Source organism: Maridesulfovibrio pacificus (SeqCode), from assembly GCF_048612815.1.
GTDB classification, from domain to species: domain Bacteria; phylum Desulfobacterota; class Desulfovibrionia; order Desulfovibrionales; family Desulfovibrionaceae; genus Maridesulfovibrio; species Maridesulfovibrio pacificus.
On sequence record NZ_JBLZNE010000001.1, the window covers coordinates 3442273 to 3455320 of the forward strand.

General features: G+C 47.2%; 14 protein-coding genes. 11 read left to right on the forward strand and 3 right to left on the reverse strand.

Annotation, left to right across the window (positions count from 1 at the left end; all coding sequences use genetic code 11):
* Positions 1 to 24: 24 nt before the first annotated feature.
* Entirely contained in the window at positions 25 to 369 is a 345-nt protein-coding gene (locus ACNI23_RS15925) for a magnetosome protein MamC family protein (protein WP_420250168.1), read from the reverse strand.
* Between the two features lie 211 nt (positions 370 to 580).
* On the opposite strand from ACNI23_RS15925, the gene ACNI23_RS15930 reads away from it, so the two are divergent.
* Positions 581 to 1012 carry a Fur family transcriptional regulator gene (locus ACNI23_RS15930; RefSeq protein WP_420250169.1) on the forward strand — a complete coding sequence of 144 codons (432 nt, stop codon included), beginning with the start codon at positions 581 to 583 and terminating at the stop codon, positions 1010 to 1012.
* A 105-nt stretch (positions 1013 to 1117) separates the two neighbouring features.
* The gene (locus ACNI23_RS15935) at positions 1118 to 1339 is read left to right on the forward strand and encodes a hypothetical protein (RefSeq protein ID WP_420250170.1); all 222 of its coding nucleotides are present in this window, start codon (positions 1118 to 1120) and stop codon (positions 1337 to 1339) included.
* 34 nt (positions 1340 to 1373) lie between these two features.
* Here ACNI23_RS15935 and ACNI23_RS15940 read toward each other — a convergent pair whose 3' ends face one another.
* Positions 1374 to 2273 (reverse strand): GGDEF domain-containing protein, encoded by a 900-nt coding sequence (locus ACNI23_RS15940; RefSeq protein ID WP_420250172.1) that lies wholly within the window; start codon positions 2271 to 2273, stop codon positions 1374 to 1376.
* 367 nt (positions 2274 to 2640) lie between these two features.
* Here ACNI23_RS15940 and ACNI23_RS15945 point away from each other — a divergent pair, with 367 nt between their 5' ends.
* The 4 genes from ACNI23_RS15945 to ACNI23_RS15960 all read left to right on the forward strand — a co-directional run bounded on the left by ACNI23_RS15945 (position 2641) and on the right by ACNI23_RS15960 (position 6784).
* Positions 2641 to 2973 carry a FeoA family protein gene (locus ACNI23_RS15945; protein ID WP_420250174.1) on the forward strand — a complete coding sequence of 111 codons (333 nt, stop codon included), beginning with the start codon at positions 2641 to 2643 and terminating at the stop codon, positions 2971 to 2973.
* A complete protein-coding gene (gene feoB / locus ACNI23_RS15950) occupies positions 2963 to 5497 on the forward strand; it encodes a ferrous iron transport protein B (protein ID WP_420250176.1) in 2535 nt (844 codons plus the stop codon). Before ACNI23_RS15945 ends, feoB begins: the two co-directional genes overlap by 11 nt.
* 20 nt (positions 5498 to 5517) lie before the next feature.
* On the forward strand, positions 5518 to 5841 hold the full coding sequence (locus ACNI23_RS15955; RefSeq protein WP_012765710.1) for a hypothetical protein: 324 nt from the start codon (positions 5518 to 5520) through the stop codon (positions 5839 to 5841).
* A gap of 118 nt (positions 5842 to 5959) precedes the next feature.
* Positions 5960 to 6784, forward strand: coding sequence for a DUF4198 domain-containing protein (locus ACNI23_RS15960; protein WP_420250576.1), 825 nt, complete (start codon positions 5960 to 5962; stop codon positions 6782 to 6784).
* A 64-nt stretch (positions 6785 to 6848) separates the two neighbouring features.
* Here the strand turns inward: ACNI23_RS15960 and serB are convergent, their stop codons facing one another.
* Entirely contained in the window at positions 6849 to 8060 is a 1212-nt protein-coding gene (serB, locus tag ACNI23_RS15965) for a phosphoserine phosphatase SerB (protein ID WP_420250178.1), read from the reverse strand.
* A 189-nt stretch (positions 8061 to 8249) separates the two neighbouring features.
* Between serB and ACNI23_RS15970 the strand changes: the two genes are divergently transcribed.
* From ACNI23_RS15970 to ACNI23_RS15990, 5 genes are all read left to right on the forward strand, one after another.
* A complete protein-coding gene (locus ACNI23_RS15970; RefSeq protein WP_420250180.1) occupies positions 8250 to 9641 on the forward strand; it encodes a sensor histidine kinase in 1392 nt (463 codons plus the stop codon).
* A gap of 365 nt (positions 9642 to 10006) precedes the next feature.
* Entirely contained in the window at positions 10007 to 10693 is a 687-nt protein-coding gene (locus ACNI23_RS15975) for a LexA family transcriptional regulator (protein ID WP_420250181.1), read from the forward strand.
* Positions 10694 to 10862: 169 nt separating this feature from the next.
* Positions 10863 to 11711 (forward strand): 3-methyl-2-oxobutanoate hydroxymethyltransferase, encoded by an 849-nt coding sequence (panB, locus tag ACNI23_RS15980; RefSeq protein WP_420250182.1) that lies wholly within the window; start codon positions 10863 to 10865, stop codon positions 11709 to 11711.
* An 88-nt stretch (positions 11712 to 11799) separates the two neighbouring features.
* The gene (locus ACNI23_RS15985; protein WP_420250184.1) at positions 11800 to 12069 is read left to right on the forward strand and encodes a hypothetical protein; all 270 of its coding nucleotides are present in this window, start codon (positions 11800 to 11802) and stop codon (positions 12067 to 12069) included.
* 6 nt (positions 12070 to 12075) lie between these two features.
* Positions 12076 to 13035: a hypothetical protein gene (locus tag ACNI23_RS15990; protein WP_420250186.1), complete on the forward strand. Its 960-nt coding sequence runs from the start codon at positions 12076 to 12078 to the stop codon at positions 13033 to 13035.
* The last annotated feature ends 13 nt before the right edge of the window (positions 13036 to 13048 follow it).

A 13048-nucleotide genomic window follows, 5' to 3' on the forward strand; every position in this document is an offset into this window, starting at 1 on the left:
TTAGCTGGAAATGTAAATGCAGATCTAACCTGCTTCTTCGATAGGGGTGGGCTGTTTTCTATCGAGGACATTTGGAACAGCCTTATCCCAGAGCATCTTGGCTCCGGTGGCAACTAGGGTGAATCCTACCAGTCCGGCCAAACCTCCTAAACCAAGCACTCCGGTGGCTGCTACTCCCGCAGCAGTAGCCAGTCCGGTTCCGGCTGATTCAGTTGCAACCGATTTTGCGGCTTCTCCTTTGCTTATTTTGCCTTCTTTAACGGCAATTGTGGAGCGAACAGCAGCAACTGTTCCGCCAACTAAAGCTCCTGTTGCAGCGGCAGAAGCAGTAATTACTGGAAGAATTCTTGTTGTTGTAGGTGTGGTCATTCATAACTCCTTTATTCTTTAGACGGCTGTCCGTCATAGTTGTTAATATTGGTAACGATAATTATCGCACTTAATATTTTTTTAAACCAGCACTAATGAGTTTCAATTGCAGAAATTCATTTGCGTGAGTGAGTGTTTACGCCTTGACAATGGTTATCACTTGAGAATAATCGTCAGTGTCATTTTCACAAAATCCACAATGGAGGAAAGGATGTCAAGTCCGCAAACTCAGTTCTTGGATTATCTCACCAAGAATAAAATGGCTGCTACTGAGCAGCGACGTATCGTATTGGAAGTATTTCTGGGTACTCAAGGCCATCATTCGTGCGAAGAACTTTATGAGCATGTCAGTAAGCGGGATTCGTCCATCAGCCCGGCAACGGTTTACCGGACGATTAAGCTTCTTGCTGAGAGTGGGATTGCTGAACCTTTGGATTTCGGGGATGGAATTACCCGCTTTGAATGCCGTCATGACAGGGAGCATCATGATCATCTGGTCTGTATCCGCTGTAACTGCAGGATAGAAGTGATGGAAGAGCGTATTGAAGAGCTGCAAGATAAGTTAGCCAGTAAACACGATTTTATCGTGAACAGGCATAAGATGATTCTATATGGAATTTGTCCTGATTGCAGAAAACAGTAGCAGACATCTGCAAGTAATTTTCATTTGCATGACTTTTTTCAATTTTGTGCTTAGTATAGTTATGATTCAAATCATTTTGACCCGGAGCGTTTGAAGGAGGAGGAAATGAGTTTTAATCTCGGTAGATTGTTACTGGTTTCAACAGCTGCTACTGCTGTTGGGGTTGCTGTTTACGCTGTATATAAGGCCGGTGGGGTAAAACCTGCAGCCTGTAAAGTCGTTAAGGGCGGAGTAAAGGCTGGAAACTGGGCTTCGCAGCAGTACAATTCTGCCAAAGACGAGGTCGCACGGCTGGTCGCTGAAGCAAAGGCTGATATGGCAGGGTAGAAAGTTCTCAGCAGAGGCTTACGTCTGCTGAGAACTAAAGGTTATGCTCTATCTCTTTGTATTGGGCGGGACTGATGACCTTGTCTCTTCCGGTATTTTTAGCAAAGTACAAGGCCTTATCGGCAGAAGCGATCAACTTTTCTGCTTCGGCTTCTGGATCAATGGCTTGATAGCAGAGTTTAGAAATACCTATGCTTAAGCTTGCCCGACCAACTTTGATTTGTGCAAAACGGTTTCGAATACGTTCGGCAATCTGTTCGCAGCGGGTTGAGTCCACGCCGACAAGGATCGCCCCGAACTCGTCGCCACCGAAACGGAAAGGAAAATCAGTGCCGTTTCTCACGGAGGAACTGATGATTTGGCCCAGTTCCGCAAGGAGTTTATCTCCTTCCTGATGCCCGTACACATCGTTGACTTCTTTAAAGTGGTCGCAGTCTATGAGCATGAGATGGAGTGGTGTTTTGCAGGAAATACATCTGGAGCAGGTCTCTACCAGCTTCAACTCAAAAAAGCGTTTATTGAACAATCCGGTAAGATGGTCGGTGTAGGAAAGCAGATTGAGCCTTTCCTTGTCCCGCTGGGTTTTGGCCAATGACTCTGTCAGTCTGGATTCACGTTTGGCAACGGAGTGGGCCAGCCAGTTCAGGTTGTGCTGCAACATGCAAAGCTCATCAGTGGCTGAACCTGTTTTGTTGGAATAGAGTTCCAAGCGCTGATCCAGTCTGCCTTGTTTGAGTTTGACGCAAAAGCTGTTCATCTTGCGGACTTCCCTGTTTACCATCCAGTCTTCGAGCCAGGTTGAAATAGGCATGCACAAGGCTATGCACAAGCTGAAGTGCAGGCAGATAAACATAGGCAGAGAGTTTTTATCAGCTAACTCGGTCAGAGCCAGCATGACCCCCGCAGGCAGGATAAGTATCAAGAGAATTGCCATGAGTGACTTTGCCCTTAACTTGTTTCTGCTGTTGGGTCTGCGATTCAATACGTAAGAGTTGTTGAATTTATTTTTTAAAATATTAAGCAATTGTTTTCCTCCCCGGCATGATGCTTCTGGCTTATCCTATGCATTTATTATAGGAAGAAAGAGCCTATTAAGCGATGAAGCATTGCCGTTTACCCCGTAGTCATCTGTTCGTTAATGAAAACGAATGTCAATATCAAGCAAAAAAGAAGGTAAATCAAATTAGTTTTGTTATCGGAGCAGCGGTTCTTTTTTCTTGTTGACAATTAAAATTTGCGTCTATACTAATTGATTTCGAAATTCATTCGCAAAATCGAGTGCAAACAAAGAGGCTATAGTTATGTTGAACAAGTTTGATTTCTTTAACCGTGAACCCGCTCCTGCCAGAAAGGGGTGTCATGGTGCTGGTGGAAGAAGACAGGGGAAGCCTTGCCACATGCGTGGCAAAAGCCTTCTGGACATCCCTATTGGAGGAAAAGCCATTATCCGTGGTCATTCTTCCGGTGGTGCGGTGAGGCAGAGGTTGCTTGATTTGGGTTTTGTCCCCGGCAGGGAGATCGAAGTAGTCCGTGTTGCAACATTGGGCTGCCCTCTTGAATTGCGTGTCGCAGGGTACTGCGTGACCTTGCGTCGCACCGAGGCTTACCAGATTGAGGTGGAAGATGAGCGCTGAAGGTAAACAGGCGATGAAAGACAATTTCCTCGTCGCTCTTGCCGGACAGCAGAACGCCGGTAAATCAACAACATATAATATGTTAACCGGGGCTAACCAACATGTAGCCAACTATCCCGGTGTAACTGTAGATAAAAAAGTGGGAAGCTACCGTGAAGGAAAGACCCGTTATGAAGTGGTCGATCTTCCCGGTACTTACAGCCTGACTTCGTTTTCTCTTGAGGAGCGGGTCTCCCGCGAATTCCTGCTGGAAGAAAAGCCTGATGTGGTAGTAAACGTTATGGATGCAACCTGTTTGCGTCGTAGCTTGTATTTTACCTTTCAGGTTCTGGAGATGAATTTTCCTGTAACCGTAGCCCTGAATATGATGGATGTTGCAGAAAGTCAGGGCCTTACAATTGATTTGAAAGAACTTACCAATCGTCTCGGTGTTGATGTTGTCGCCACTGTAGGGCGTAAGGGTAAAGGCAAGCAGGCCCTTAAAGCGGCAATTCGCAAGGCCGTTAATCAGGAAGCTTATTCGCGTCCGGTGGTTATCGACTACGGTGAGCTTGAGATTCATGCGAAAGCTCTTGAAGAACAGCTTGCCGCTGATACCAGTCTTGGCGTGCTTTATCCTTTGCGCTGGCTGGCGATCAAACTTTTGGAAAATGATTCCGAGGCCCGGAATATCGTTGAAACCAAGCATGCCAACGGCATCCCCATCATTGAAGACGCTCTTTCCCGCAGGATGGCTTTTGAAGATGAAACAGGGGTTGATACAAGTGATTACATTGTTGCCTGCCGTGACAGGGTCGCCGGGGAAATCGTAGATGCCTGCGTTACCAAGGAAGAAGATTCCGGTCAGCCTATTTCCGAAAGGATCGATCAATGGGTTCTGAACCGCGCTTTGGCTCCCTTTTTTCTGCTGGCTACTGTTTATCTTATTTACGAACTTTCCATTGTTCAGGGCTATGAGCTTACCAAGTATACCTGGCCCTTTTTAGCCAAGTTCAGGGATCTTGTTGCGTCGATTCTTCCGCCAGCCGGATTGATTGAGGATTCCCTGTTGCGTTCCATGATTCTCTGGATGGTGGACAGTGCGAATACATTGCTTAACTACGTCCCCATTTTTCTGATTCTGTTTGCGCTGATCGCAATTCTTGAGGACTCCGGTTACATGGCCCGGATAGCCTTTATTCTGGATCGTATTTTCCACAGTTTCGGCCTGCACGGGCAATCGACCCTGCCGTTTATTCTTGGCGGTGTCTTTGCCGGGGGCTGTGCTGTTCCGGGGATTATGTCCACAAAAGGTATTCCTGATGAACGCTCTAGGCTGGCAACGATCCTGACTGTGCCGTTCATGAACTGCCTTGCTAAAATTCCGCTCTACACATTGTTGGTGAACATTTATTTTGCGGACCATAAGTCATGGGCAATGTTCTTTATTTCGACGATTACGATCATCATGGCTCTGATTATTGCCAAGCTTCTGACCACAACAGTCCTTAAGGGGCGCGAGACCGCTCCCTTCATTATGGAGATGCCCAACTACCATGCTCCCACTTTCTTCGGAGTGGCCCGTAGGTCGCTGGAAAGGACTTGGGAATACATTAAAAAAGTAGGTTCTATTGTTGTTGCGGTTTCCTTGTGTGTTTTTTCTTTGCTGCAGTTTCCCGGGCTCACGGCGGAACGTATGGATCATTACGAAGCTGAGATGAGTAAGGCTGTAGCAATTTATGATTCCAAGGTTGCGAACAATGCCTATGCAGGGCTTGCTACCGGAGACAAAATGCTGCCGCTGCTCAATCTTTATGATGATTACAAGCGTGCCCGCATGAATGCTTCCGGCAGGGAAGGGGCAGCAAGGGTGGACAGCTCGTTTAAAAATGCCAATCCCGACACCTTTATCCTGATCAAGCCTCGTGGAGATAAGGCTGCCAAGGTCGTGAACCGTGCTCTGCGCAAGGTCTCAACTGCAAGGAAATCCCTGCGCCGCATGATTAAGGAAGAAAAAATCAAGACTTCCTTCTTCGGTATGATCGGACGTTCTCTTGAGCCCGTAACAAAGTATGCAGGTTTTGACTGGAAAATTAATATTGCCCTGATCAGTTCCTTTGCGGCTCGTGAATCCTCCGTGGCGACCATGGGTGTTCTTTACCAGCAGGGTGCTGATGACAACCAGACCCTTGAGCAGAGGATGGACAATGAAAGCCAGCACAGCGGTATGAATTCCCTGCATGCCCTTGCCGTTATTCTTTTCTTTGCTCTCTATCCTCCCTGCCTCGCGGCCACAATTATGGTCAAGGTGCAGACCGGGTCTTATAAATGGATGCTTTTTGCCATCTTCTTTCCCACAGCAGTCGGCTTTGGTGTGGCTTCTTCGGTCTTCACTCTGGGCACAGCCCTCGGGGCAAGCGGGATAACCATGATGAAGGGCTTCTATGTGCTGGCTTTGTCGGTGGCTCTGCTGATTGCGCTGGTGCATAAGATTGCATCGGATAAGGAGTCTGCATCCTATGAATATCAACCAAGTAACCAATAAAAATCTCTCAGGAGACAGCTATGAAAAACATAATTGCTAAACTCGTCGTGGCAGCCGGACTGATCGTTCTTTCCGCCACTGCCGCTCTGGCCCATTCCCCTCTTTGCAGTTGCTTTGACAACGGTGACGGTACCGTTCTCTGCGAAGGAGGCTTCTCTGACGGTTCTTCTGCTACCGGTGTTAAACTGTTTGTGCGTGATGATTCCGGCGCAGTTATCCTTAAGGGTGCGATGAATGAAAACAGCGAATTTGAATTCAAGAAGCCCGCAGGTCATTACACTGTTACTTTTGATGGCGGCGAAGGCCACTCCATTGAAATCGACAGTTCCGATATTGTTGAATAGTCAGCACTGCTGCACGCATTATGTGCGTTCCATCGTGCGTGCAGTTAATCCTTAAATTCTAAAAAATCTTCTTTATCCTTTGATAAAGAGGATCAAAGTCACAATCAGGAGAAATATGATGAAGATGAAGGTAGTTTTTCTCAACCTGTTGCTGGTGGTTGCCATGGCGGTTCCCGCTTCTGCACACTTTCAGATGATTTACACCCCGGAAATTGCAAAAAACAAGGGTGCTGAAACTGATGTAAAGCTCGTTTTCACCCACCCCTACGAAGCAGGTCACACCATGAAAATGGGTATGCCTGAAGAATTCTTTATGCTGCACCAGAAGGGTGAAGAGGGTAAAACCAAAAAATATGATCTCAAAAAGCTGCTCAAACCCATCACTTGGACCAGCCTGACCAACTCCGGTGAAGCTTACGAAGCAAAGCTGCCCAAAAAGATTGTTCGTTCTATGGGTGACTACACTCTGGTTCTGGTTCCCGCTCCTTACTACGAAGGTGAGGAAGATATCTACATCCAGCAGATCACCAAGACTTACATGAACGTTGGCGGCCTGCCCGGTAACTGGGCTGCTCCTGCGGGCCTGAAGACCGAGTGGATTCCGCTTGTTAAGCCTTATGCAATGTGGACCGGCATGACCTTCAAGGCTCAGCTCCTTTCCGGTGGCAAGCCCGTTCCCAATGCTGATGTTGAAGTTGAGTACTTGAACCATGAACCCGATATGAAAAATAATGCTTTCAAAAAAGAAGCAAAATCTGAAGCGCCTCACGATGCTTTCGTAACTATGGGTGTTAAGACCGATGCTCAGGGTTACGTAACCTTCACTGTTCCCAAAGCCGGATGGTGGGGATTCTGCGCACTGGGTTCCGGTCCTGACACTGAGTTCAAAGGCAAAGAACTCTCTCAGGATGCTGTAATTTGGATCAAAGCAGTAGACATGTAATCTGGATTATTGAATTGAGTATGGAAAAGCCCCGCAGGAGAAATCCTGCGGGGCTTATTTGTTTTTAATCCGTATCCCTGTCGCGTAATCCGATCAGGTACAGAATGGAATCCAGTCCGAAGTGGGAAATGGACTGGCGGGCATCCTGCTTGACCTTGGGCTTGGCGTGGAAGGCGATACCCAGTCCGGCAATGGAGAGCATGGGCAGGTCGTTTGCTCCGTCACCAACGGCAATGGATTGCTGCAGGCTGATCTTTTCCTTTTCTGCGATCTTGCGCAGCAGTTCAGCTTTTTTGGCTCCGTCTACGATGTCGCCGATAACTCCGCCGGTCAGCTTGCCGTCCTTGATTTCAAGGCGGTTGGCGTAGACGTAATCCACACCCAGCTTTTCCTGAAGTTTTTCTCCGAAATAAGTGAATCCACCGGAGATGATAGCGGTCTTGTAGCCGAACTTTTTCAGGTTGGAGATAAGACGCTCGGCCCCTTCGGTAATGGGCAGCTTGCGGGCGATATCTTCCATGACGCTCTCATCAAGTCCTTTTAGAGTCGCCAGACGCTGGCGCAGGCTTTCTTTGAAATCAATTTCGCCGCGCATGGCTGATTCGGTAATCCGGCTGACAATGTCGCCGGACCCGGCGGCTTTTGCCAATTCATCAATTACTTCAGCCTGAATAAGGGTGGAGTCCATGTCAAAGGCTACAAGGCGTCTGTTTCTGCGGAAAACATTGTCTTCCTGCAAGGCGATGTCTACCTGATCTTCGGCAGCCATTTCCAGAAAATTGGAGCGCATGCGGTCAAGATCCTGTGGAACTCCACGGATGGAGAATTCAACACAGGCATGGCGCGGTGCAGGTTCACCGTTCATGGGAATGCGGCCGGACAGACGGTGGATCATATCGATGTTCAATCCGTTGTCGGCTATAATTTCAGAAATTCTGGAAATGTGGGCCCCGGTCAGTTTGTGACCCACGAGTGTGGCTATGTGTCTGGGTTTGCCTTGGGCATCGACCCAGTCCATGTACTTATCTGATTCAATAGGTTTGAACTTGACGTTTACACCAAGTTCGTAGCCTTTGAACATGATGTCTTTAAGCACCGGGGCGGATTCCGCCTCAAGGGGGATGTGGATCAATATGCCGAGTACAAGCTGGCTGTGGATTACACTCTGGCCGATATCCAGAATATCAATACCGTAGCCCGCCAGAACCCCTGTAAGAGCAGAAGTCAGGCCGGGTTTGTCCTCGCCGGAGATTTGAATGAGAATTATTTCGGGCATGGTTGTTTTCCTGAATAGGTTAGATGGCGGACTTTCTCATAAAATGAAGTGACAGTAAACATTCAGACTTTGATGTGGTTGCCGGATTAATGGTAAGCACAAAAAAATATCTTCTAGCTTGCTCCTTTCTCTTTGGGACCGTATGATAGAGAGAAGCCCCTTTCTATATTGAACCCCGGATAGATAGTTATGAGCAATGAAAAGAAAAGTGCAGATGTGTCTTCTTATGAACCAGAAGGTCCGCTTGGAGAAGGATTTCACCTTTCTACAGGCCCGGGACCTGAGAAGATGTTGCAGATACAGCGGCGTATACATGAGAAAATGGATGACTATAAAGATTACAGCTTTTCCGCAACCGAAAAACGGGCTTTGATGATTTTTTTTGATCTTGCACAGGAGTTTGATTCCTTAGAAGATTTCTTTGCCGTTTGCACTGCCGTTCCGAGGTCGCTTTTCAATATAGATTGCAGGCTTTATATTGCAATGGGACCGGATGACTTTGTGCCTGTTGGGCGCACTGAGAACCGGGCGCCGGTTTGTAGCTCCGTTCCCCTTGAAAAGGAATTTAGGGGCGGTCATCTATTTATCCCCATTCGAGGTAATCTGGAGTTGGTTGACCAGCTGCCGTTCAAACCTGCCGGAGATGTTATCGGTTGCTTTGAGTTCTATAAGATGGAGTCTCTTTCAGACCACCAGTCATTGTTTTTTGAAAAGTATGTCAATCGGGTCGGTTTTCAGCTGCATAGCAAGATTTTACGGCGCAAGGGGCAAGAACATCTTGAATTCGTGCGCAATTTGGTCAAGGATGTCGGCCATAATGTAATTGTCCCTAATATGTATTTCAAACTGTTTTACAATAGATTGCGTGACCGTATTGAAAATATTCGCAAACTTGAATCCAATATTGAAGGGAAAAGCGTAACTGAAATACGCAGTGATCTTGAGTTGTTATATAATGGTTTGGTCAGCCAGTTCAACGAGATTCACAGCCATTACGAGCAGACCAGTCTTTTTCTGGAAACCCTGTTGCGCCGACAGCATTTTGAAGAAGGGCGCTATATTGTTGAAAAACGGCCTTGCAATCTGCTCAAGCAGATAATTGAACCGCAACTTGAACGTTACCGGTCCCGGTTTGAGGATCGCGGCATCAGATTGGATATCAGTATGGGCGGTGTGCCGGACCGTGAGGTACGCATTGTTGCCGATGTCGGGCTTATTTCACAAGTGTATGCCAACCTTTTTTCTAATGCAGTAAAATATACCCGTGATGAGACTATGTGTGACGGTCGCAGGGATAAGTTCGCCGCGTACGGTTGGGATATGGTCAAAGATTATTTTCGCAACGGCTGGGACGGATTGAAGCTAAATGTCTATACTACCGGTCCCCATATTCAGGAACAGGATCGGGAGATGCTTTTTCAGCCCGGTTTTCGTAGCGATAATGTTGGCAATGAGTATGGGTCCGGGCATGGCTTGTTCTTTGTACGTCAGGTAGTGGAATTGCACGGCGGAGAGGTTGGATACGAGCCTCAGGATGGCGGTAATAATTTTTATTTTGTCCTGCCCCTCAGAGAAAATTAATATTTGTTTATCTTCTTTTAATAGGTGGGGCTATTTTATTTCGGTGTTGCTATCGAAGAATAGACTGTTTGTTTTTCGTTTGAAGTGTTTTTGCTATGTTTCGAATATGTAAATCAATAAGAAGTGTAATTGTACGCATTTGTAGTGTGTGTTTAATTAATTTATCATAAGCGTTTTACATTCTTGTTATACTGTATTGAGATATGCAATTTTAATGTTTTGCCAGTTTATAAATTTCATGGTAGCCACGTAATATATTGTTCGTGTGAGGTGGATTGTGTGCTTGGTAACAATCTTCTTTATAGGGTTATATAATTCGAAGATGATTAATAGTATTTTTGACTTTGCTTTCACAGGAGGTAAGCGTGTCAAAGTGGTTTGATGAAAGCTTGGAAAGAATCAAGAAGGCTACCGGAACAAGAACCCAGGTTCAGCTTGCCGAAATTTTGAATATTCGACAGTCCAGCATCTCCGATGCCAAAAGAAGAAGCTCTATTCCTGCTGAATGGTTCATCAAGCTGTACAGGACCCACGGACTGAACCCTGAATGGCTCTCCGACGGGATTGAACCTGTCTACCTGAAGCCCGGTAAGGGTAAAATTGCCGCTGACCAGATTCTGAGCGAAACAACCGCACAGTATGGACAGGTACAGTCCAGAGGAAGGATTGTTCCGGTATCATCGATGGCCGGTGAAGATGCTGGAGCCGAAGTATGGAAACCGCAACAAGTTTCAGAGCTCAGTATTCCTGAAACTTACTACCGTTCCTCTCTGGTAGTCCTTAAGGCAGAAGGTTCCTCTATGGAACCCTCGGTGCGCAGGGATGCATTCGTAGGAATTGATGATTCCCAGAAGCGACTCATGGCTGGTGATATATACGCCATCCATGTGCCGTATCAGGGAGTGGTCATTCGCCGGGTCTTTTTTGATCCGGAAAATTCCCGCTTTATCCTTCGCCCTGATGATCCTCAGCACCCTGAACAGTACATCCCGGTTGAAAACCACGAAAAGCATGTGGTTGGACGGGTCGTCTGGGTCATGCAGGAATTATAGTTTTTTGTTTTTTTAAATTGTTAAAGAGGTTCGGCAACTGCCGGACCTCTTTTTTTATGCACAATGATACATTTTTCACTAGACTTGATTTAGTGTTATCCTATCCGTATCAAGGTTCTGCACTAAAATCCTTTCTTAGTCAGTCGGCTTTTAATATGTGAGGAAAAGAATGAAAAAAGTAACAGCTCCCGACATTACCGCCCTTAAGGGACAACGTAAGATTTCCATGGTAACTGCCTATGACTATCCTTCCGGGCAGATTGTAGATGCTGCAGAAGTGGATATGATCCTTGTTGGTGATTCATTGGGGATGGTTGTGCTTGGTTATGAAGACACTCTCTCTGTAACTATGGAAGATATGTTGCATCATGCGGCGGCAGTTTCCCGTGGCGCAAAAAGGGCACTAATTGTCGGCGACCTTCCATTTATGTCCTACCAGCCGTCAGTGCAGATGGCGGTGGAGAATGCCGGAAAATTTCTAAGCCGGACAGGAGCCCGTGCTGTGAAGCTGGAAGGGGGATTCCCTTTTCTGGAGCATGTGCGGGCAATCGTTGATTCAGGCATTCCTGTTCAGGGACATATCGGACTGACCCCGCAACACGTTGCCCGTTTCGGTGGATTTAAGGCGCAGGGCAAGAACGCCCGTTCAGCAGCAGCTCTCGTTGATGAAGCTTTGGCTCTTGAGGCCGCAGGCTGCTTTTCTATCGTTCTTGAGGCAGTTCCGCACGAGGTTGCCCAGGAGATAACCGCAAGGCTTTCCATTCCCACCATCGGTATCGGTGCCGGGCCGGATACGGACGGACAGGTGCTGGTCTACCATGATATCCTTGGCTTGTTTGATCGCTTTGTGCCTATGTTTGTTAAGAAATTCGCTCATCTGCGCGGGGAAAGTATTGATGCTGTGAAGCGTTACATCGCGGAAGTCGGTGAAGGTTCTTTTCCCGCAGAAGGCAACTTTAGCCGCATGGACCCAGAAGAACTTAAAAGGTTTAAAAGTTTATTACAGGATAAAGTTTAACCTTCCGTTCCGGAGTGCTTTTTTCACTGGCACTTGAAGCTGTTCAAGTATACTTTGATTGCATAACTAACCCATAATGGAGGAAGCGATGGCTGTATCTATTTTCGACCTCGGACTTTCCGTTGAAGCGAACTCTCTTTTTCTACTGATCGAAGGCATGTTGGGAAGTAAGATTGATCCTGACAGGAACTGTAAAGCTGTTGCCGGTAGCGTGACTATTGAAGGATGTCTTGCGAAATGGAATGGCGAGGAAAATGATTTTCTGGTTGCTATGAAAGAGTTGGTCGATGCCGGAATCCTCACCGAGAATGATTCTGAACTCAGGGTCAGTGCGCCTGAAAATTGGAAGAAAAAGTAGGTCTAATTGTCTCTCGAGCTTCTCTGGAACGGGTTGGGATGGCCCCTGATCCGGCTATTGTTATTTATCAGCCTCGGCCTTTTGGTTGGTAATATTGTTGAGGGCCTGCGTTGGACCCGGGCCATGGGTCGATTGGCAAATCCGCTTATCCGCGCCGGAAGACTTAAAGATATCAGCGGGGCCAGTTTTGCTCTGGCTTTTTTTTCCGGCGTAGCCGCAAACTCGATGCTCTCCGAGGCATATGAAAAGGGTGAGATAAATGATCGAGAGCTGGTCATTTCCAACCTTTTTAATAGCCTGCCCACCTATTTCCTGCACATGCCGACGGTATTCTTTATCGCCGCTCCGTTTATCGGTAATGTGGCTTTTACGTATGTGGGCTTGACCCTGCTTGCTGCCTTTGTGCGTACAGGAGCCATTGTGCTTTGGGGGCGATATTCGCTGCCTGCGGACGGTGAATGCGGAGATGTGACCGAGCGGCTTAAAGGTCAGGAGGCAAAGTCCTGCCGCGAAGTTTTGAATAAGGCACTTAAGCGGCTCAAGCGTAGATTGCCCAAGGTTGTTTACTTAACAATACCCATCTACACAGCCTTCTTTTTCCTGCGCCATTACGGGGTGTTCACAGCTTTTCAAACCTATCTTGGTGAGCATCTTTCCTTTCTTTCGTGGCTTGACCCACAGGTTTTCGGGATCATTGCTTTCAGTCTTGCTGCCGAGTTCACTGCCGGACTTGCTGCCGCAGGTTCATTGCTCGGAAGCGGGGCTATTGAGCCTCGGGGAATAGTGCTGGCTCTTATTGTAGGTAATCTGCTTTCCACTCCGGTGCGTGCCCTGCGTCATCAACTGCCGTACTATGCAGGAATTTTCCGTGGGAAAATGGCATTAAAGCTCATTGTCTATAATCAGGGTTTGCGTGCAGCAAGCCTTGTGCTGGTAGGTAGCGTTTATTTTGTGCTGACGATGTAAGTACTGTTTTATA